The sequence below is a fragment of the Agrobacterium sp. 22-223-1 genome, from assembly GCF_053522385.1.
Genome location: NZ_JBNWCN010000004.1, coordinates 295,608 through 315,666, shown reverse-complemented (window position 1 = coordinate 315,666; position 20,059 = coordinate 295,608). Strand labels below are relative to the sequence as shown.

The following is a 20,059-nucleotide window of genomic DNA, read 5'->3' as shown; positions in this document are numbered from 1 at the left end:
CATGGTCTATCAGGCTTCGAGCCAGACGTATTCCGCAAAGGCATAACCCATCATGCCGCCGAGCGGATTGGCTTCCAGCCCCTTCAGCTTGGAGGTGATGGCGTCGACGTTCGAAATATAGGCGGGAATGATGGTGCCGGCTTCGTCGGCGATCATCGTTTCCAGTTCGAAGTAGATCTGCTTGCGCTTGTCCATATCGAGCATGCCGCGTGCTTCGAGCATCAGCTTGTCGAATTTCGGCGACTTGTACTGGCTTTCGTTCCACGGTGCGTCGGAAGCGTAGAGCAGGGAGAACAGGATATCCGGTGTCGGGCGCGGGTTGATGTTGCCGAAATGGACCGGCGCCTTCAGCCAGTAATTGCTCCAGTAGCCGTCCGAAGGCACGCGCTGCACATCCAGCTTGACGCCGATTTCGGCGGCGGAAGCCTGGATGATCATCGCCATGTCGACCGACGAGCTTGCCGCATCCGATGCGATGACCGGAATGGACTGGCCGATGAGGCCGGCTTTTTCAAAGTGGAACTTCGCCTTGTCCGGATCGAAGGCTTTCGGCTTCAGGTCCGGATTGTGGTAGGGGTTCATCGGCGGAACCGGCTGGTCGTTGCCGACTTCACCGAGGCCGCGCAGCGCCGCCTTGACGATCTGCTCGCGATTGACGATCGACTTCATGCCGGCGATGAAATCGGCATTGTTGCCTGGCGCCTGGTCGAGACGCATGTTGAGGTTGGTGTAGTTTCCGGATGTCGTCTTGGAAAGAACGACACCGTCCTGCTTGTCGAGCAGGCGCAGCGCACGCGGGTTGATGGAGGCCGCGAGCTGGATGTCGCCGGAAAGAAGCGCGTTCACGCGGGCATTGTCGTCCGAGATCGCGAAGAACTCGAAGCTGTCCACATGCGGCCCGCCCGATTTCCAGTAATTGGTATTCTTGGCCATGATCGAGCGCACGCCCGGCTCGAATTTTTCGATCTTGAAGGCGCCCGTGCCGTTGCCCTTGGAAAAATCGGTCGTGCCATCGGCGACGATCATGAAATGGTGCATGGCAAGGATCGTCGGCAGGTCGGCATTGGCGCTGGCCAGCGTGATTTCGACGGTGCTCTTGTCGACAGCCTTGAAGCCGGTCATCTGGGCGGCGATCTTGGCGACCTTGGAGCCGACTGCCGGATCGAGATGGCGCTTCAGCGAATAGACCACGTCATCAGCGGTCAGCGACTTGCCGTCATGGAAGGTGACGCCGGAACGCAGCTTCACGGTCCAGGTCTTGGCGTCCTTGGATTCGATCGACTCGGCCAGCTCCATCTGTGGCGTGCCCGAAGCATCGAGGAAGCTCAGGCGGTTATAGAGCGCGCAGCAACGGACGTAGTCCGTCGACAGCGAAGCCTTCGCCGGATCGAGCGTATCGGCGGTGGAGGAGGACCAGCCGGCAGCTTTCAGCGTGCCGCCGGATACCGGCGTTGCGGCCACGGCGCCAGAGGCGCGGCCGAGGATGGCCGAACCGGCGGAAAGGGCGACGCCGCCCGCCAGCAGCATGTGAAGCAGCTCACGCCGCGTTGCGCCGCGCCGGATCGCCTGTTCAACGGCGGCATCGTCGGAGCGGGTCCAGTTTGTAATCCTGTCACTCATGGTCTTCCCCTTTTGTATGATTTGTTGAAATGCGTCTGAAGAAATTTCCGGCTGCCGCATCCCAGTTCGCGGCACGCCATTGGCGGGGCGGCTCAGCCGCCCGTCTGTTTCACTGCTTCGGCAAGGCCGGCCATGGAGGTGAAGTGGTAGTCCGGCTCGGTAAAGTTTTCCGGCTCGATCGTACCGCCATATCCCTTCTGGGCGTGGCGACGCTCGATCCAGCAATTGGTCATGCCCAGTTTCCGGGAAATGCCGATATCGTGGTACTGGCTTTGCGCGACGTGCAGAATGTCGTCCTTCGATGCGCCTTCGCTTTCCACAAAGGCAAAAACCTTTTCGAAAAAGGCGGGATCGGGTTTTTCGGTGCCAGTGTCATCCGCGGTGAAAGCGGCATGAAAGGGATTGCCGAGTTCCTTCGAGAAATATTCGAAGGCCCAGCGCTGGGCGTTGGTCATGGCGATGAGGCGATGCGTCTTGGCAAGCTCGGCCATGGCGGCGCGGCTGTCTTCAAAGCCTTTCCAGCTTTTTGCCGCATCGCGCAGGCGTTCACCGAATGCGCGTTCCGCCGGCAGGCCGAGTTCGGGAGCGATAATCAGGTATACGCGGACGAGGTCATCCGGAAACAGGTCGGTCGCGTCGGAATAACGGGCCGCGCGGTAAAGCGCGAGCGCCTTTTCACCATCGACCTCCACGCCGTTTTCCGCGCCGATTGCGGCCAGCGTCGATTTCAGGCCGCCTTCGAAATCGATGAGGGTCCCCACCACGTCGAAGCTCATATATTTGAAGTCGCTCAGTTTTTTGGGCAATGTCGGTCTCCGCTTTGCCGCCTCGGCCTCTTGGGGAGCCTGCGGCAGATTATTCTGTTCCCGGACGGGATCCTTGCCCCGTTCCCATTTGCGATTACGCCCTTTTTTATGGCGTTTAGTGCCGTTTGCATTAATAGTTTGGCACTTTCGGCACGCCGGATTCGCCGAAATGGATCGGCTCTTCGGCAGAATATTGCGAATATGCGGTGCATTGCGACATTTCGAGAGGGTGCCGCAACGCCACCCGGCTATCGCCTCAGGCCATGGCGGCCCGTACCGCGGGGTCTTCGAGCGTCTGGTCGAGGGTCTTCAGCGTCCGCTCGATGATGGCGTCGATCTCGCTGTCGGTGCAGCAGAGCGGCGGCGCGTAACCCAGAATACCGTTCGCAAAGGCGCGCACGATCAGGCCGTTTTCCCAGGCGCGGTCGAAAACCTTGCGTGCGGGGGCCGCAGCGGCCGGCAGCGGGGTCTTTTTGTCCTTGTCGGTCACGAGTTCGACGGCGGCGAGCATGCCGCGCCCGCGGACATCGCCGACCAGCGGATGGCTTCTCAGGCTCTCAAGCCCCGCCATCAGCCTTTCACCGGCGCGGCGGCCGTTTTCCAGCAGCCCGCCCTCGTAAAGTTTCAGCACTTCGAGACCGACGGCGGCGCTGACGGGATGGGCGGAATAGGTATAGCCATGCCCAATTGCGGCCTCGCCTGCGAAGTCGGCTATTGTATCATAGACGTGGTCCGCCATGAAGACGGCGCCCATCGGCACGTAGCCGGAGGTGAGGCCCTTGGCGGTGGTGATGAAGTCCGGCACGATGTCCTCGTCGGCACAGGCAAACAGCGGCCCCGTGCGGCCAAAGCCGGTAATGACTTCGTCGGCGACGAAAAGGATGCCATAGGAACGGCAGAGGTCGCGCATGGCCTTGACCCAGCCGGGAGGCGGCACGAGAACCCCGCCGGAACCCTGGATCGGCTCCGCATAGAAGGCGGCGACGCGGTCCGGACCGATCGTCTCGATCTTGTCCTTCAGGATTTGCAGGGAGGATGCGATGATGGCGGCCGGGTCGCTTCCCACCGGGTTACGGTAGGCGTAATGCGACGGGATTTTGTGCTGCCAGTCGTAAGGCACGCCGAAACCGGCATGGAAAGCGGGCAGGGCGGTGAGGCCCGAACCGGCGGTGGTGGAGCCGTGATAACCCTGTTCGATGGAAATGAACTGGTCGCGCTGTGGCTGGCCCTTGGCATGCCAGTAATAGCGGATGAACCGAATGGTGCTGTCCACCGCATCGGAGCCGCCAAGCGTGAAATAGACGTGGTTGAGATCGCCCGGTGCGCGGTCGGCAAGTTCCGAGGCCAGCCGAATGGCCGGTTCGCTGCCAATGTCGAAATAGGCCGTCGCATAGGGCAATTCCCGCATCTGCTTTGCCGCCGCCTCGACGATGCTGTCATGGCCGTAACCGGCATTGACGCACCACAGGCCGGCAAAACCATCGATGAGCTGATGGCCGGTAATATCGGTGACGGTTGCGCCGCGTGCCGATTGCAGTACCCGCACGCCCAGCTTCTCATGGCCGCGGAAGGAAGAGACAGGGTGCACCAGATGGGCGCGATCCAGTTCGATGAGTGAATTGCTTAACATGGGTCTCTCCCGATTCAGCCCAGCGCCTGGCTGGTCAATGCGAATGTTTTCAGTTTTTTGTCAGCGGGGATTTCGGTTTTCGACCGGCGCATGGCGATGCCGCCGCCGACATGGCCAAGACCGCGTTCGGCAAGCCAGGGGGCCAGGCCCGTGTCGGCCGTGGTGTCCACACGAAGGAATGCGCCGGGACGTTCATAAAACACGAATGCGATCAGTTCTTTCGCGATTTCAGCATTTTCCGCGACGACCGGGCCGATGACTTCGCCGCGCCCGAAGGCGCGAAGTGCTGCAAAGCCCTTGATGACGCCCTGTTCCTGCACGAGTGCGAAACGCGCCCTTTCGGCAAGTGCTGCAAAGAGGGCCGTGCGATCCGCACCGAAAGCCTGCGCATCGAGCGCGGCGAGTTCGGCCGGATCAATGGTTTCCGCCCAGGTGACACCTTCCGGCCTGTCGGTCGCGGCCGGAATGCCCTGATGCTGGAGCACCTCGCCGCAGGCGGCGAAGCCCAGCTTTTCATAAAGGGGCAGGCCGTCGGCCGTGGCTACAAGACGGCACTCGCGATTTTCTGCTGCGTCCATTGCAGCGCCCATCAACTGGCGTCCAAGGCCGCGGCCGCGCATGCTCTCGTCCACGATCACCATATTGACGGTGGCGCAGGTGTCTCCGAGAATCGTCGCCATGGCGGTTCCGACGACGCGCCCGTTTTCCAGCGCGACGAAACCCTTGCTCAGGGAAAGGACCAGCGCCCAGTCTTCTTTCCGGTGCGGCCAGCCGGCCTGGCGGGAAAGTTCAACGGCCGCGTCGAGGTGGTCCGGTTGAAACGTTTGGATATCGATCAGGCTCGCCTGCATGCCGGAACTCCGTTTTTCTGCTTATTCATTGATAGACCGATGCCGAAAGAAGATTGTCCCGACAAATGGGAAGGTTCGATATGTTTCGCTGTTGCTTTTATCCGCCGCCGCATCTTATGCCGCATCTTGTCCGCACCTGGCTGTAAACCGGGGACCGGCGGCGGCTTCCGGTTTGCCTCGACGCAACTCTCTGCCAAACTGGCGGCTGCATACGCAACAATCTGCTTCCGCGAATGGCAATTGCGGTGCGTCGACCGGGCAAAGGCTTTCTATGATCAATTCATTCCGGCACGGCCGATCCCCAAGCAAGGATGACGACGACATGACCATCTTCCGCCCGAAATACATCTCCTTCGATTGCTACGGCACGCTGATCAATTTCCAGATGGCAGAGGCCGCCCGCGATCTTTATGGCGATCGTCTCGATGAAGCGCAGATGCAGCAGTTCATCAAGAATTTTGCGGCCTATCGTCTGGATGAGATCATGGGCGACTGGAAGCCCTACGCCCAGGTGGTTCACAATTCGCTTTCGCGCAGCTGCAAGCGCAATGGCGTGGCCTTCAAGGATGAAGATGCCACCTTCGTTTACGAGCACGTTCCGACCTGGGGCCCGCATGCCGATGTTCCGGCCGGGCTTGCCAAGGTTGCGAAGGAAATTCCCCTCGTCATCCTGTCCAACGCCATGAATTCGCAGATCATGTCGAATGTCGAAAAGCTCGGTGCGCCCTTCCACGCTGTCTATACGGCTGAGCAGGCACAGGCCTACAAGCCGCGCTTCAAGGCTTTCGAATATATGTTCGACATGCTGGGCTGCGGTCCGGAAGACATGCTGCATGTTTCCTCCTCGTTCCGTTACGATCTGATGTCGGCCCATGATCTCGGCATCAAGAACAAGGTCTGGGTCAATCGTGGTCACGAGCCCGCCAATCCCTATTACGGTTATGTCGAAATCGCCGATATTTCCGGCCTGGCAGGCGTGGTTGGATTGTAAGGAAAGGTCGGGACCATGAAGTTCGTCTCCTATTGGCACGATACCGCGCCGCAATTTTCAGGTGCCGCGCAAGGTCCCGTCGAAGGTCATTACGATGTCGCCGTCATCGGTGGAGGTTTCACCGGTCTCGGGGCCGCGCGCCAGCTGGCCAAGGCCGGCGCGCGGGTGGTCGTTCTTGAAGGGGAGCGGGTCGGCTGGGGCGCCTCCGGCCGCAATGGCGGGCATCTCAACAATGGTCTCGCCCATTCCTATCTCTCCGCCAAGGCCGAGCTTGGCAAGGAGCGCGCGATCGCCCTCTACAGGGCGCTCGATTCCTCCATCGATACGCTGGAGGCGCTGATCGCTGAGGAAGGCATCGATTGCAACTTCCGCCGCTCGGGCAAGCTGAAGCTTGCCTCCAAGCCGCAGCATTTCGAAGGTCTGGCGAAGAATTTCGAGGCGCTGCATGCCGAGGTCGATCCCGACACGGCGCTTCTTTCCGCAGCCGATCTCAAGTCGGAGATCGGTTCGCCCTTTTATGGCGCCATGCTTTCGAAGAAGAGCGCGATGATGCATATGGGTCGCTATGTGGCCGGCCTTGCCGAAGCCGCCAGCCGTCATGGCGCGGTGATCTTCGAAAATGCGGCGGTGACGAAGCACATCCAGAACGGCAGGACCCATGAACTGGAAACCTCGCGCGGCAAGGTGACGGCCGACAATGTTCTGGTGGCGACCGGCGCTTACACGCCGTCCGGCTTCGGTTATTTCCGTCGCCGCATCATCGCCGTCGGCAGTTTCATCATCGCCACGCGGCCGCTGACGGATGCCGAGGTTCAGGCCTCGGTTCCGGGCAACCGCACCTATGTCAACTCGATGAATATCGGCAATTATTTCCGGCTCGCGCCGGATAACCGGTTGATCTTCGGCGGCCGTGCGCGCTTTTCCGCCACGTCGGACCAGCGTTCGGATGCCAAAAGCGGTGCGATCCTGACGGAAAGCCTGCATCGCATCTTCCCGCAGCTTTCGCATGTGCCGATCGATTATTGCTGGGGCGGTCTGGTGGACATGACCAAGGATCGTTATCCGCGCGCCGGTTTCCACGACGGCGTCTGGTACGCCATGGGCTATTCCGGCCACGGTGCGCAGCTTTCCACCCATCTCGGCATGATCATGGCTGACGCCATTCTCGGACGGCCGGATAACAACCCGCTGAAGGGACTGGAATGGCCGGCGGTGCCGGGCCATTTCGGCAAGCCGTGGTTCCTGCCGGTCGTGGGCCTCTATTACAAGATGCTGGACAAGATTCAGTAGAGTGCGGTCGCTTTCCTGTCGCTCAGGCTTCTTACGAACCATCCTCCACATTCGACGTCATCCTCGGGCTTATCCCGAGGATCTGTCCACCTATCGCAAAATCAATCGGTAGCAGATGCTCGGGACAGGCCCGAGCATGACGGAGGAGAGGTTTGTGGGCGTTCCATCAATCTAACAGCAGCTGTCCGGCCGTTTTATTGCCTCCACACAAAAAAAAGGGCCGCAGAGCGGCCCTTTAGGCGGGGAGAAGGAAGCGGGCTCAGGAAAGCCCGCCAATATGAAACGTCTTGATTTCCAGATATTCCTCGATGCCGACCTGTGCGCCCTCACGGCCGAGGCCGGATTGTTTGACGCCGCCGAAGGGTGCGACTTCGGTGGAGATTGCGCCGGTGTTGAGGCCGACCATGCCGAATTCCAGCGCCTCGCCCACGCGCCAGGCGCGTTTCAGGCTTTCGGTATAGAAATAGGCGGCGAGGCCGAAGGGCGTGCCGTTGGCGATGGCGATGGCTTCTTCTTCCGTCTCGAAACGGAAGAGCGGTGCCACCGGTCCGAAGGTTTCTTCGCTTGCCAGCCGCATCCCGGTCGTGGCGCCGGTCAGCACCACGGGGGCGGTATATTGCGGACCTTCCGGCAGATCATGTGGTTTGGTAATGACCTTCGCGCCCTTGGAAACGGCGTCATCGATATGGGCGCGGATCTTGGCGATGGCCGGTTCGTTGATCATCGGGCCGATGGAAACGCCTGCCTCGGTTCCGGGTCCGACCCGCATGGCATCGACGCGATCCGCCAGTTTTTTCGCAAACGCGTCATAGACGCTCGACTGCACGAGAATACGGTTGGCGCAGACGCAGGTCTGGCCGCCATTGCGGAATTTCGAAACCAGCGCGCCTTCGATGGCGAGATCGAGATCGGCATCATCGAACACGATGAAGGGCGCATTGCCGCCCAGTTCCAGCGACAGCCGCTTGACGCTGTCGGCAGCACCGCGCATCAAAAGCGAGCCGACACGGGTGGAGCCGGTGAAGGAAATTTTCCGAACCGTCTCGTTGGCCATGATTTCGTTGCCGATTTCCGTAGGCATGCCGGTGACGATGTTGATGACGCCGGCGGGAATGCCGGCCCGTTCGGCAAGCACGCCGAGCGCCAGCGCCGAATAGGGCGTGAATTCCGAAGGCTTGATGACAACGGTGCAGCCGGCCGCAAGTGCGGGCGCGACCTTGCGGGTGATCATGGCGTTCGGGAAGTTCCACGGCGTGATGATGCCGCAGACGCCGACCGGTTCTTTCAGCACCACGATACGCCGGTCTGGCGTCGGTGAAGGGATGGTGCTGCCGCCGATACGACGAGCCTCTTCCGCGAACCATTTGACGAAGGATGCGCCGTAGCGAATTTCTCCCTTCGCTTCATCCAGCGGCTTGCCCTGTTCGGTGGTGAGGATCAGGCCGAGATCGTCGACATTGTCGATCATCAGCGCGAACCATTTTTCGAGAAGCGCTGCGCGCTCCGCGTGGGTCTTTTTCTTCCACGGGCCGAAGGCGGCGTTGGCGGCTTCGATGGCCGCGCGGGTTTCCGCGCCGCCCATATCCGGCACGGTGCCGATTACCGCCTGCGTCGCCGGGTCGATCACGTCGACCGCCTTGCCCGATGCCGCCGCCTTCCATGCGCCGCCGATCAAGCCCGTCTGGCGAAAGAGTTCCTTGTCCTTCAAGCCCTGCATCATAATTCTCCGAAATCAGTCGAGCGCCGCAAGAATTGCGGCGGTGATGGCGTCTGTCTTGTCCTTGCCCGGCACCGTGCCGATACCCCGGCCGGTCGCCGTTTCCAGCGCCGTCATGATACGCACGGCCGCGTCCTTTTCATCGAGATGCTCGAGCATCATCGCGCCGGACCAGATGGCGGCGATGGGGTTGGCAATGCCGAGATGGGCGATATCCGGGGCCGAACCGTGCACCGGCTCGAACATGGAGGGCGCGCTGCGGTCAGGATTGATATTGGCGGAGGCGGCAAAGCCGAGGCCGCCCTGAATGGCTGCGCCGAGGTCGGTCAGAATATCGCCAAAGAGGTTGGAGGCGACCACGACATCGAGGCTTTCCGGGGCCATAACCATGCGGGCCGCCATGGCGTCGATGTGGTAGCTGGAAACCTCGACGTCGGGATATTCGGCAGCGAGCTTGTGGGTCACCTCGTCCCAGAACACCATCGAATATTTCTGGGCATTGGACTTGGTGATGGAGGCAAGCTTGCCGCGACGCTTCTGCGCCTGTTCGAAGCCGAAGCGCAGGATGCGCTCCACACCCTTGCGGGTGAAGATCGAGGTTTCGACGGCAACTTCATCGTCGGTGCCCTGATGCACGCGGCCGCCGGCGCCGGAATATTCGCCCTCCGTGTTTTCACGGATGCAGAGAATGTCGAAGCCATCGGCCTTCAAAGGCCCCTGCACACCGGGCAGAAGCCGGTGCGGGCGGATATTGGCATATTGCACGAAAGCCTTGCGGATCGGCAGCAGCAGGCCGTGCAGCGAGACAGAGTCCGGCACTTCCGCCGGCCAGCCGACCGCGCCGAGCAGGATGGCGTCGAAGCTGCGCAGGGTTTCGATGCCGTCCTTCGGCATCATCGCGCCGGTTTCCTTGTAGAAGGCGCAGGACCAGGGGAATTCCGTTCCTTCAAGCGCAAAACCGGAGGTTTTGGCGGCGGCGTTGAGAACCTGCCATGCGGCGTCCGTTACGCTTTTGCCGATGCCGTCTCCGGGAATGAGTGCGATGCGATGCGTTTTCAAGACATTACCCCTGTTACAGTCCGATAAGGACGCTTTTGCTCTTGCGGTTGGCGAGATAGGCCTCGCGTCCGAGATCCTTGCCGATGCCGGAGCGTTTGTAACCGCCGGTCGGCAATATGTGGTCGCGCGAGCGGCCATAACGGTTGACCCAGATCGTGCCCGCCTGAATGGCGCGGGACAGGCGCATGACGCGCGAGACGTCACGGCTGAAAAGACCCGCCGCCAGACCGTAGGTCGGATGGTCGGAAAGCGCCAGAGCCTCTTCTTCCGTGCGGAAGGTCTGCAGCGTCAGCACCGGCCCGAAGATTTCCTCGGTGACGGCAGGAGAGGTCTGGTCGACATTGGCGATCAGCGTCGGCTGATAGAAATAGCCGGGACCGTCCATGATCGCGCCGCCGGTCAGGCATTCGCCGCCATGGGCGACCGCCGCCTGCACGATGCCGTCGATGCGCTTGCGCTGCACCTCGGAGATGATCGGCGAATATTGCGTCGTCTCGTCCCAGGTCGGGCCGGGTTTCACCGCCTTCATGCGGGCGATGATGGCCGTGGAAAGGGCATCCGCCGCACTTTCCTCGACGATGATGCGCGAGCCCGCCACGCAGGCCTGCCCGGCATTGGAGAGAATATTGCCGGCGATGGCCGCTGCCGCCTTCTCTATATCGGCATCGGCAAAGACCAGTTGCGGGCTCTTGCCGCCGAGTTCCAGCGTCATGGGCTTGATGCCGGTGCGGGCGATATTGGCCATGATGGCGGCGCCCGCGGCGGTGGAGCCGGTGAAGCTGACCTTGGAGATATCAGGGTGTCCGGTGATGGCATTGCCGGTCACGGGCCCGTCGCCCAGCACGATGTTGATGAGACCTGCCGGCAATCCGGCCTTGATCGCCAGCTGCGCCATGAAGATGCTGGAGAAGGGCGTCATTTCAGACGGTTTCAGCACCACGGCATTGCCTGCCGCGAGTGCCGGGCCGAGCTTCCAGCCGGCCATGGAGACGGGGAAATTCCATGGTGTGATGGCGCCGACGACGCCATAGGGCTCGGTCATGATCATGCCGAGGCTCGCATCGTCGGTCGGCACCAGATCGCCGCCTTCCTTGTCGGCAAATTCGGCGAAGAAGCGGATCTGTTCGGCGGTGACGGCGATATCGCCGGCGATCAGCTGGCCCACCGGCCGCGTCGAGGACAGCGCCTCGATTTTCGCCAGCGTCTCGGCCTCTTGCTCGATCAGGTCGGCCCAGCGCTGCAAGACCTTCGTGCGCTCGCGCGGGCGCACGCCGCCCCAGTTGCTGCTCTTCAACGCGGCCTTGGCAGTCTGCACTGCCTCATCGACCAGCGCCGCATCCGCCTTGGGGCAACCGGCATATTCGATGCCATCCGAGGGGCGGTGCATGTCGATGCCGTTTGCCGCCGGAACCAGCCGGTCGCCGATGAAGTGGCCGATCGGCAGGGATAAGCTGTCTGGATCGAAGCTGAGCGTCATGTGGAATCCTCTTTGGATATGCCCCAACGCTAATCCCTGATGGCAAGCAGCATCGACCGACTGCGGCGCGGGCGGTGAATGAAAATCCTGTTTTGCCACCGGCAGACAGTGCAATCTTCGGCGGCCGGTATATGCCGCAGGTCAAACGCCGTAGCGGGCGCTTATACGGTCGAAAATCCCGGCCATCCGCTCGCTAAGGGGGCGGGGATCATCGCCCTCGTTTTCGACCGCTTCAAACACCCGGTGTTTCAGGAAGAAGCGCCATCCCACGGGCGATTTTTGCAGGAATTGCGTCAGAAGATCATAACGCTCCCGGGTCCAGACCGCCTCGAAGGCGAGCCGCTCCGGTCCGTAGCTGATGATATCGTCCGTCTTCCCGCGCGGCGCGGCGCGCAGGGCAGTCGTCGCCTCTTCGTCGATATCATCACTGTTGAGCGCCACCCCATAGTGTCTTGCAGCATTTTCTGCCGAGACCGCACCACGCCGCACATCGCGCAGCACGGCCTGCTGCGGGCGGGTGAAGGGGTCGCCGTAACCGCCGGCTCCCGGTCCTATGACACGAATGACATCGCCCGGGCCGCAATGGACGATATCGGTATTGCCGAGCGAGATTTCGCCCTCGGTATCGGGATTGCGGAGGAAGCGGGAAATCAGCCCCGGACCTGCGCCGTTGACACCCCAGCTCGCCATCACCGAACGGTTGCGATTGCGGGCCGTGACCACCGTTTCCGGGGAGGATATTTCAAACTCCATGACAGCCGAAAGCCCGCCGCGAAAACGGCCCGCCCCGCCGGTGTCGCGTTGCAGCCCATAACGGCGGAAAAGGATCGGTACTTCCGCTTCGCTGATTTCAATCGGCGTGTTGCGCAGAAAACCGGTGGCGCCGCCCGCGCCGTCGCTGCCGTCGCAGAAGGGCGTGCCACCGCCGCCGCCGCCGACCGGGCCGATGGAGGCCATGACCGGGCGGCCGTTCCTGTCGCTGGTCTTGATGTTCATGATGGCGTTTCCGCCGGGTGAGGCGGCGGGAATAAGCTCCGGCAGCGCCTTTGCAAAAGCGCCGATGGTGACGATCTGCGTCATGGCGCAGGTCAGCGAACGCATGCCGACGGCGGCCGGGCGCTGGCAATTGACGATCGTGCCTTCCGGCAGCACGGCCCGCGCCGGGCGCAGGGTGCCGGCATTCAGGAGCAGGCTGTTATCGAGCGTATAAAGCACATAGGTCAGGCCGACCATGACGAGTGAATGCCGCTCGCGGCCGCCGGTCGGCATGTTCAGCGACGAGCCGAGCTGCGGGTCGCTGCCGGTATAGTCGAGGACGGCTTCGCCGCCGCGGATTTTCAGCGTCAGCGCCACGCGGCATGGCCGGCCCCCGACGGAATCCTCATCGGCATAATCGGCAAAGAAATAGTCGCCATCGGGCACCCGGGTCAGGATTTGCCGGGTCTGCTCTTCCGCATAGTCGAAAATCTGGCGCACACCGTCCAGAAAATCGTCAAAGCCGAAGCGGGCGATGATCTCCTGCATCTTGCGTTCGCCGATATTGACGGAGGCGATCTGGGCGTGGAGGTCGCCGATATTCTGTTCCGGCATGCGGACATTGGCCTTCATCATGTCGATGATGAAGGGATCGAGCCTGCCTTTGCGCACGAGCTTGACCGGCGGGATGCGCAGGCCTTCCTGCTCGATTTCGGAAAGCGAGCGGGACAATGAGGCCGGAACCGCGCCGCCGACATCGGTATTGTGGATGTGCCCGACCACGAAACAGGCAATTTTGCCCTCATGGAAGACCGGTTTCCAGATGTGGATATCTGGAGAGTGAGTGGCGACGAAACCGCTATAGGGATCGTTGGTGATGCAGATATCGCCCTCTTCATATTCCTCGAACATGGAAAGCAGCGGCGCGTAATCGATGCCGCTATACCAGGGCGCACCGAATTGCCGGGGGTTGGCGAAGGCCAGCCCCTCGCGCGTCACCACCTGACAGGAAAAATCCTCGGTCTCCTTGACGAAGGCGGAATGGGCGGTGCGCATCAGCGTAAAGGCCATGGCATCGGCGGCGGCCGAGCAGAAATTGGCGAGCACCTTGAGATTGCGGCGATCGATGGTCATGGGTCAAAACTCCCGCTTGGTAATGACGAGATTGCCGAAACGGTCCACATGGACCGAAAAGCCGGGCGGCACGACGGTGGTGGTATCGTCCTGAAGGACGATGGCGGGGCCGTCGAAATCGTGACCGGCCGCCAGATCGTCACGGTGATAGATCGCCATGTCGTGTTCCATGCCGCCAAACCAGCCTTTCGTGTGAAAGCGCGGCGTTGCGGGGCCAGTGGCCACGCCTGTCTCGCGAAGCGGCGGCTTCGGTGTTTTCCCGGAGACGACAAGTCTGAGATTGACCATCTGCACCGCCGCCCGCTCATCGGAATGACCGTAGAGGCGGGCATGTTCCTCATGGAAAGCCCTGTTTATAGCGCCGGCGTCGCCGCTGCCCAGCCATTCCGACTGCAGCGTGGTCTCGATTTCGTAGGATTGGCCGCGATAGCGCATGTCGGCGGAAAGCCGCATCTCGCAATCACCGTTAAAACCCTGTTCCTTCAGCCAGTTGCTGCCGGTTTCCTGCATTTCGGCGAGAAGGGGGGCGAGATCGAAGATTTCCCTGTCGTTCACATCGCAATAGGTGGTGCGGATGAAATCGTTCTTCAGATCGGCAATCAGGCCGCCGAGCGCGGAAACAACGCCCGGGGTGGGCGGCACCACCACACCCTTCATGTCCAGCTCGCGGGCGAGGAAGCAGGCGAGCATCGCGCCGGCGCCGCCGAAAGCGAAGAGGTGAAATTCGCGTGGGTCGATGGCGAAACGGGAGGTCAGGGCATTCACCTCCGCATACATGCCGGAGACGGCGATATCGACGATGTTGCCGGCGAGCGCCTCGACGGAAAGGCCGAGTTTTTCGGCGAGCGGCGAGAGCGCGGCGCGCGACGCGGCGTGATCGACGGTCACCGCGCCATAACCGAGCGGCATATGGCCGATGAGATTGGCGGCCGCCATGGCGTCCGTGATCGTCGGGCGGTTACCGCCACGTCCGTAACAGGCGGGTCCCGGCGTCGAGCCGGCACTTTCAGGCCCCACCTGCAACAGGCCGAGGCTGTCGACCCATGCGACCGAGCCGCCGCCCTGGCCGACGGAGCTGACCGAAACGGAGGGGACATGAATCTGGAAATCGCCGATCAGTTCGCCGACCCCATATTGGGCCTCGCCATCAAGGATCACGGCCACATCGGCGCTGGTGCCGCCGATATCGAGGCTCATCACTCGCTCAAAGCCGCTGGCCTTTGCCAGATAGCCTGCGCCGATGACGCCGGAAGCGGTGCCCGACAGGATCATCTGCACACATTCCCGCCGCGCCTGATCGATGCCCATGACGCCGCCATTGGTCTTGGTGATGAGCAGCGGGCAGGCAATGCCTTGCCCGCGCAGCACCGTTTCGAAACGGTCGAGGTAATGTGCGACGCGCGGCTGGACATAACCGCTGATGACGGCGGTGACGGTGCGCTCATATTCGCGGATGATCGGCCATGTCTCGGCAGAGGAGACCACCGGCAATTGCGGCGCGATGCGTTCGATCATCGCCTTCACGGCAAGTTCGTTTTCGGGATTGCGGTAGGAATGCAGGAAGGCGAGCACGATGCCGTCGCAACCGACTGCAAGTGCGCCAGCGACAGCCTGCGCCACATTCTCTTCGTTCGGAGCGAGCTTTACCTCGCCGGTCGCCAGCATGCGCTCGGCTATGCCGAAAACCCGTTCGCGCGGGATGAGCGGTTCCGGCCGCACGGAATAGAGATTGTGGATCTGCGGAATTTTCAGGCGTGCAACACCCAGCACATCCTCGAAATTTTCGGTGGTGAACAGCGCGACATTCTGGCCGTTGCGCTGGATGACGGTGTTGACGCCGACGGTGGTGCCATGGGTGAAATAGGAAACGTCCTTCGCTTCGATGCCGTCGCGCTTTTTCAGCGTATCGAGCGCGAGAAGGATTTCTTCTCCGGGCGCATCGGGGCGGGAAAACACCTTCAGGGTGGAAAGCGAGCCGGTCCCATCGTCGAACACGGCAAAATCCGTAAACGACCCGCCAACATCGACGCCAATGCGATATCCCATCTCTTCCGTCTCCTTTTCCAGTGCGGACGATGCTGTCATCGGGACCGGAAAAGGGCCAAGCATTTATGGGGTAAGGGTCATAGCCCCAGGTTATGAGGACGGCCGGGGTGACCCGTAGGGAGGGTTGCTCAACCCTCGCCGGGTTTCGGCACCGTCATGTAATATTCGGGATGCGGTGCTGCGCGATAGCCGGCCTTTTCGTAAACGCCATGGGCGTCGCGGGTCGCCAGCATCCAGCTCGATACCGTCGAAAGCTCCGGGTGTTTGCGTATCTCGGTGGCGATCCAGGACGCAAGGCCGCGACCGCGATGATCCTCCACCGTGAAGACATCGCGCAGATAGCCGAAAACGGCATAATCCGTCACCAGACGGGCGAAGGCGGCCATGGAGCCGTCAGGGGCGTAAACGCCGACCGGCAGCGAATGCGAAAGCGCCCGCTTCAGCCGGTCGGCGGTCATTCCCTGCGCCCAGTAGGAATCGCGGGCGAGAAAACCATGGACCAGATCGAAATCCACCCGTGCCGGATCGGTGCTCAGCACATAGCCGTCGCGGGTGATTTCGAAAATGGCCGGTTTCCAGTTCATCCGTTCACCGTAACATAGATCTTGCGGACGGTTTCAATGGTTTTCCAAACGCCGACGAAGCCCGGCTTCATGACGAAACTGTCGCCAGCCGTATAACGCAGCGGTGCGCCGCCTTCCGGCGTGATTTCGATGACGCCTTCGAGAATATGGCAGAATTCGAAGGTTTCGCCCTTGATCGAACGGCTTTCGCCCGGCGTCGCTTCCCATATGCCGGTGTGGACGGTGCCGTTGCGGGCTTCGTCCAGCGGCCAGGTCTTGAAGGACGGATCGCCGGAAATGAGACGTTCCGGCAGGGCCTTGGAGGCTTTCGGTTCGAAGGCGGGGTGCGTGTCGATGGTCTTGAGAAGCGGCATGGGTGTCCTTTCCTGGAACGGGATGATCAATATCCGCGATTGCGGTCGACGAGGCCGAGCGGCTCGAGGCCGGACTGGTATCGTTTGATGTTCTCGACAACGGTGCGTGCTGCCGAATGCGGCTGGGTGACGCTGGCGATGTGCGGCGTCAGGAGAATTTTCGGATGCGTCCAGAAGGCATGGTCTTCCGGAAGCGGTTCCGGATCGGTGACGTCGATCACAGCACCCGAGAGCCTGCCGCTGTCTAGCGCATCGATGAGGGCGTCGTGGTCGAGCTGTTTGCCACGCCCGGCGTGAACCAGCCCCGCACCCTCGGGAAGCATCCCCAGGCGTTCGCCATTCAGAAGTCCCGTCGTTTCGTCGGTCAGCGGCAGCAGGCAAACGAGAATATCGCTGGTCGAAAGGATCGTGGACAATCCGGCTTCGCCATGATGGCAGGTCACACTATCGATCTCGCGCGGTGAACGGCTCCAGCCGGAAAGCGGAAAGCCGAAGGGTTTCAGCCGTTCCAGCGCCGCAACGCCTAGCATGCCGAGGCCGAGAACGCCCACCCGGCACTCTTCCGCCTGACGCTGCGGCAGGGCCTTCCAGAGTTGCTGGCGCTGCTGCTTCAAATAGACCGGCAGGTTGCGGTGAAGCGCCAGCACGCCGAGGCTCACATATTCCTGCATCATGCGGATGATGCCTTCATCCACCATGCGCACGACCTTCACATGCGCAGGGATGGTGTCGATATGAAACTGGTCGACGCCCGCACCGATGGAAAACAGGATTTCGAGATTACGGTAGCGGCCGATATCCTCCGGCACGGTCCAGGTGATGAGGTATCGAACCGCATCCGGATCGACGCTTTCGGCATCCATCGAAAAGGGCAGTTCCGGCAGGTCGCGGGCCAGAGCCTGCCGGAAAATCTCGCCGCGCTTCGCGTCCGAATTGAAGAAGAAAGTCATCTGAAATCCGTGTTCCAAAGGTTTAAACCGTGCAGCGGTTCGCCAGTGTTTCCAGCATTGACTGGCAAGCCGACAATTCGCCGGCCGTTATGAATTCGTCCGGTTTGTGGGCGCGGCCAATATCGCCCGGGCCGCAGATGATGGCATCGATGCTGGCCGCCTGAAAAAGCCCGGCCTCCGTGCCATAGCTGACGGCGGCGATGCAGGGCGCGTCGGTCAATTCTTCCAGAAGCGTCACGAGGGGTGCATCGGCGGCAAGGGAGAGCGCCGGATAATCGCTCATCGGCGTCCATTCTATGTCGATGCCCTCGGCGGCGAGCGCGTCGACGCCGTCGCGCACCGGCTGAAGCAGGGCGATCGGCGATACGCCAGCAATCGCCCGCGCCTCCAGTTCGATGGCGCAGAGATCGGGGATGATATTGATCGCCTGTCCGCCTTTCACTGTGCCGATCTGCAGCGAGGAATAGGGCGGTTCGAACGTCGCTTCGAAAGGCCCCTCGGTGAGAGCCTGTGCGGTCTCGACCGCCTTTGCCATGATGCCGGTCATCAGATGAATGGCGTTCACGCCCTGATCCGGCCGCGAGGAATGGCCGGAGCGGCCGCGAATGGTGATGCGTGCGGCGGCCTTGCCCTTGTGGGCGCGCACCGCATGCAGATTGCTCGGTTCGCCGATGATCGCGCCCGCCGGTTTTGCGCATAGCTCCGGCAATCGGGCGATGAGATGCGGAACGCCGCGGCAGCCCGCCTCCTCGTCATAGGAAAAGGCGATGTGAACGGGCCGCTTCAGCGCCATGCGTGAAAATGCCGGTGCTGCGGCGAGAACCGTGGCCAGAAACCCTTTCATGTCGGTGGTTCCGCGTCCGTAGAGGCGCTCGCCTTCAGTTCTCAGCGTGAAGGGATCGGAGGACCATTCCGGCTCACCGGCAGGCACCACATCCATATGGCCGGACAAGATGTATCCGCTGGCATCGGTCGGGCCGAAGCTGGCGAAGAGATTGGCGCGGTCGCCTTCCGGGCCGGCAAGCAGCGATACTTTCGCGCCGTGGCTTTCCAGATAATCGGCGATCCATCCGGCAATGTCGCCATTGGCGGTTCCGACCACCGACGGGAAGCCGACAAGACGCTCCAGAATGTCGATTGCGTTCATGGCTGTCTCCGTCGCTTCAACGCCGAAAAGCTTAGAGCGGCCTGCGGCGTTTATCTGCTGAAATACGGGTGATTTCAGTAGATTGTTGTGTCCTTCCAGCGCTTTCGGAAAATTCCTGCTGACGAGGCTGGTTATCTTCGGATGTCGTGAACTGGGCTGCCGGGATCAAGGTTCCGCGCCGGAGGGAATGAGAGCCGTTTGTCATGGAGCTGCTCAAAGTCGATAGTTTCGAGTTGCGGACAGTGGATATCGCCGATGTGGAGGCCGATCATCTGCATGCTTTGTCCATGGCTGTCGGATGGCGATATCACGCGAACGAATGGTGTTTCCTGCGGCAGTGCGGCGTCGGGCTTGCCGCGCTTGACGAAATCGATCGCGTTGTCGCAACGGCAATGCTGTTTCCTTATGATGAGGGTTTCGCGACGGTCGGCATGGTCATCGTTTCCCCCCGTTTGCAGAGGCAGGGCGTTGCGCCATGGCTGGTGGGCCAACTCATCGCGGGTCACTCTGACGCCGCCCTGCGGTTGAACGCAACGGAAGCCTCGCGACGGCTTTTCGCACGGCTGGGTTTTTCCGGAGATACCGAAAAAGTACATCTCCTGCGCGGCAAGGCGCGCTGCCCTGCCGAGATGCCGACACTTGGAAGAAAACAGAGAATCGAGCCGCTGTCCGAGGATCATTTGTCCGCCGTGGCGGATTTGGATCGCGCGGCTTTCGGTGTTTCGCGCCGGGGCGTCCTGCAACGCCTTCTCCGGGAAAATACGGGTTATGGCCTGTTCGAGGCCGATCGTCTTGCCGCCTTTGCATTGCGGCGTGCAGCGGGGCGGGGCCATATTGTCGGCCCGGTCGTCGCCGGTGACGAGGCGGATGCGATTGCGTTGGTGAGGCGACATTTTTCCGATCTCGACGATCAGCTTGTCCGTCTCGATGCCGTGCGGGATAGCGGTCTTCTGACCGAGTTCCTGGCGCAATCCGGGCTGGTGGTGATCGAAACGCTCACCGCCATGTCGAAAGGCGCGCCGCAACCGGCAGGTTCCGGTTCTGCAAAGATTTTCGCCCTGGCAGGCCCGTCTTTGTGCTGAGGTGCGGCACTATCGCAATTGACGCCCCGCCTCTTGCCCCTTATGTGAGAAAGCGACGGTTCCTGCAGCCGAAAGGCGAAGGGATTAATAGGGAACATGGTGCGGGCGATCTTTTTCGCCCAATGCCGTGGCTGCCCCCGCAACTGTAAGCGGATTGTCGTTCATCCCCGTGACGCTTCAAGGCGTCATGCCACTGTATTCTCCGGAATGCGGGAAGGCAGATGAGCGACGCAAATCCGTGAGCCAGGAGACCTGCCGTCGAAATATAAACCATCGTTACGGGCGGGGAAGCCCGGAGGAGGAGATTGTAATGTTATTTCATAACATTTCGTTTGCGTCCTATTGCC

Annotated in this window: 17 protein-coding genes and 1 riboswitch; of the genes, 4 read left to right on the top strand and 13 right to left on the bottom strand. The window is 61.5% G+C overall.

The window, feature by feature from the left end; genetic code table 11:
* Positions 1-9 precede the first annotated feature (9 nt).
* From ACQZ60_RS18920 to ACQZ60_RS18905, 4 genes are all read right to left on the bottom strand, one after another.
* On the bottom strand, positions 10-1,620 hold the full coding sequence (locus ACQZ60_RS18920; RefSeq protein WP_020813309.1) for an ABC transporter substrate-binding protein: 1,611 nt from the start codon (positions 1,618-1,620) through the stop codon (positions 10-12).
* A gap of 92 nt (positions 1,621-1,712) precedes the next feature.
* Positions 1,713-2,426: an HAD-IA family hydrolase gene (locus tag ACQZ60_RS18915; protein ID WP_003524662.1), complete on the bottom strand. Its 714-nt coding sequence runs from the start codon at positions 2,424-2,426 to the stop codon at positions 1,713-1,715.
* A gap of 256 nt (positions 2,427-2,682) precedes the next feature.
* Positions 2,683-4,056, bottom strand: a complete 1,374-nt coding sequence (locus ACQZ60_RS18910) for an aspartate aminotransferase family protein (RefSeq protein WP_020813308.1) — start codon at positions 4,054-4,056, stop codon at positions 2,683-2,685.
* 14 nt (positions 4,057-4,070) lie between these two features.
* Positions 4,071-4,907 carry a GNAT family N-acetyltransferase gene (locus tag ACQZ60_RS18905; RefSeq protein ID WP_020813307.1) on the bottom strand — a complete coding sequence of 279 codons (837 nt, stop codon included), beginning with the start codon at positions 4,905-4,907 and terminating at the stop codon, positions 4,071-4,073.
* Here ACQZ60_RS18905 and ACQZ60_RS18900 point away from each other — a divergent pair.
* The 3 genes from ACQZ60_RS18900 to ACQZ60_RS18890 are packed head-to-tail and all read left to right on the top strand — an operon-like array spanning position 4,872 to position 7,188.
* Positions 4,872-5,222, top strand: coding sequence for a hypothetical protein (locus tag ACQZ60_RS18900; RefSeq protein WP_147401565.1), 351 nt, complete (start codon positions 4,872-4,874; stop codon positions 5,220-5,222). The genes ACQZ60_RS18905 and ACQZ60_RS18900 overlap by 36 nt on opposite strands.
* Positions 5,223-5,229: 7 nt before the next feature.
* On the top strand, positions 5,230-5,898 hold the full coding sequence (locus tag ACQZ60_RS18895; RefSeq protein WP_031234533.1) for a haloacid dehalogenase type II: 669 nt from the start codon (positions 5,230-5,232) through the stop codon (positions 5,896-5,898).
* Positions 5,899-5,913: 15 nt separating this feature from the next.
* Entirely contained in the window at positions 5,914-7,188 is a 1,275-nt protein-coding gene (locus ACQZ60_RS18890; RefSeq protein ID WP_020813305.1) for an NAD(P)/FAD-dependent oxidoreductase, read from the top strand.
* Between the two features lie 259 nt (positions 7,189-7,447).
* Here the strand turns inward: ACQZ60_RS18890 and ACQZ60_RS18885 are convergent, their stop codons facing one another.
* The 9 genes from ACQZ60_RS18885 to argE form a co-directional block, all read right to left on the bottom strand.
* A complete protein-coding gene (locus ACQZ60_RS18885; RefSeq protein ID WP_020813304.1) occupies positions 7,448-8,905 on the bottom strand; it encodes an NAD-dependent succinate-semialdehyde dehydrogenase in 1,458 nt (485 codons plus the stop codon).
* Between the two features lie 15 nt (positions 8,906-8,920).
* Positions 8,921-9,964: a tartrate dehydrogenase gene (locus ACQZ60_RS18880; RefSeq protein WP_020813303.1), complete on the bottom strand. Its 1,044-nt coding sequence runs from the start codon at positions 9,962-9,964 to the stop codon at positions 8,921-8,923.
* 13 nt (positions 9,965-9,977) lie between these two features.
* Positions 9,978-11,441, bottom strand: coding sequence for an aldehyde dehydrogenase family protein (locus tag ACQZ60_RS18875; RefSeq protein ID WP_031234532.1), 1,464 nt, complete (start codon positions 11,439-11,441; stop codon positions 9,978-9,980).
* A gap of 141 nt (positions 11,442-11,582) precedes the next feature.
* On the bottom strand, positions 11,583-13,550 hold the full coding sequence (locus ACQZ60_RS18870) for a hydantoinase B/oxoprolinase family protein (protein ID WP_020813301.1): 1,968 nt from the start codon (positions 13,548-13,550) through the stop codon (positions 11,583-11,585).
* A gap of 3 nt (positions 13,551-13,553) precedes the next feature.
* Complete coding sequence (locus tag ACQZ60_RS18865) at positions 13,554-15,596, bottom strand: hydantoinase/oxoprolinase family protein (protein ID WP_448735876.1); 2,043 nt, start codon at positions 15,594-15,596, stop codon at positions 13,554-13,556.
* 128 nt (positions 15,597-15,724) lie between these two features.
* Complete coding sequence (locus tag ACQZ60_RS18860; RefSeq protein ID WP_003524652.1) at positions 15,725-16,180, bottom strand: GNAT family N-acetyltransferase; 456 nt, start codon at positions 16,178-16,180, stop codon at positions 15,725-15,727.
* Positions 16,177-16,533 (bottom strand): cupin domain-containing protein, encoded by a 357-nt coding sequence (locus ACQZ60_RS18855; protein WP_003524651.1) that lies wholly within the window; start codon positions 16,531-16,533, stop codon positions 16,177-16,179. Before ACQZ60_RS18855 ends, ACQZ60_RS18860 begins: the two co-directional genes overlap by 4 nt.
* Before the next feature lie 26 nt (positions 16,534-16,559).
* Positions 16,560-17,483, bottom strand: a complete 924-nt coding sequence (locus ACQZ60_RS18850; protein ID WP_448735875.1) for a 2-hydroxyacid dehydrogenase — start codon at positions 17,481-17,483, stop codon at positions 16,560-16,562.
* Positions 17,484-17,505: 22 nt separating this feature from the next.
* Positions 17,506-18,630, bottom strand: a complete 1,125-nt coding sequence (gene argE / locus ACQZ60_RS18845; protein ID WP_448735874.1) for an acetylornithine deacetylase — start codon at positions 18,628-18,630, stop codon at positions 17,506-17,508.
* A 203-nt stretch (positions 18,631-18,833) separates the two neighbouring features.
* Between argE and ACQZ60_RS18840 the strand changes: the two genes are divergently transcribed.
* A complete protein-coding gene (locus ACQZ60_RS18840; protein ID WP_448735873.1) occupies positions 18,834-19,712 on the top strand; it encodes a GNAT family N-acetyltransferase in 879 nt (292 codons plus the stop codon).
* A 39-nt stretch (positions 19,713-19,751) separates the two neighbouring features.
* Positions 19,752-19,986, top strand: a riboswitch (cobalamin riboswitch).
* The last annotated feature ends 73 nt before the right edge of the window (positions 19,987-20,059 follow it).

Excerpts from the sequence above, each read along its gene's own strand:
- ACQZ60_RS18920 (WP_020813309.1), bottom strand. The coding sequence starts at position 1,620 with ATGAGTGACAGGATTACAAACTGGACCCGCTCCGACGATGCCGCCGTT.
- ACQZ60_RS18910 (WP_020813308.1), bottom strand. The coding sequence starts at position 4,056 with ATGTTAAGCAATTCACTCATCGAACTGGATCGCGCCCATCTGGTGCAC.
- ACQZ60_RS18905 (WP_020813307.1), bottom strand. The coding sequence starts at position 4,907 with ATGCAGGCGAGCCTGATCGATATCCAAACGTTTCAACCGGACCACCTC.
- ACQZ60_RS18895 (WP_031234533.1), top strand. The coding sequence starts at position 5,230 with ATGACCATCTTCCGCCCGAAATACATCTCCTTCGATTGCTACGGCACG.
- ACQZ60_RS18890 (WP_020813305.1), top strand. The coding sequence starts at position 5,914 with ATGAAGTTCGTCTCCTATTGGCACGATACCGCGCCGCAATTTTCAGGT.
- ACQZ60_RS18885 (WP_020813304.1), bottom strand. The coding sequence starts at position 8,905 with ATGCAGGGCTTGAAGGACAAGGAACTCTTTCGCCAGACGGGCTTGATC.
- ACQZ60_RS18875 (WP_031234532.1), bottom strand. The coding sequence starts at position 11,441 with ATGACGCTCAGCTTCGATCCAGACAGCTTATCCCTGCCGATCGGCCAC.
- ACQZ60_RS18870 (WP_020813301.1), bottom strand. The coding sequence starts at position 13,550 with ATGACCATCGATCGCCGCAATCTCAAGGTGCTCGCCAATTTCTGCTCG.
- ACQZ60_RS18865 (WP_448735876.1), bottom strand. The coding sequence starts at position 15,596 with ATGGGATATCGCATTGGCGTCGATGTTGGCGGGTCGTTTACGGATTTT.
- ACQZ60_RS18860 (WP_003524652.1), bottom strand. The coding sequence starts at position 16,180 with ATGAACTGGAAACCGGCCATTTTCGAAATCACCCGCGACGGCTATGTG.
- ACQZ60_RS18855 (WP_003524651.1), bottom strand. The coding sequence starts at position 16,533 with ATGCCGCTTCTCAAGACCATCGACACGCACCCCGCCTTCGAACCGAAA.
- ACQZ60_RS18850 (WP_448735875.1), bottom strand. The coding sequence starts at position 17,483 with ATGACTTTCTTCTTCAATTCGGACGCGAAGCGCGGCGAGATTTTCCGG.
- argE (WP_448735874.1), bottom strand. The coding sequence starts at position 18,630 with ATGAACGCAATCGACATTCTGGAGCGTCTTGTCGGCTTCCCGTCGGTG.
- ACQZ60_RS18840 (WP_448735873.1), top strand. The coding sequence starts at position 18,834 with ATGGAGCTGCTCAAAGTCGATAGTTTCGAGTTGCGGACAGTGGATATC.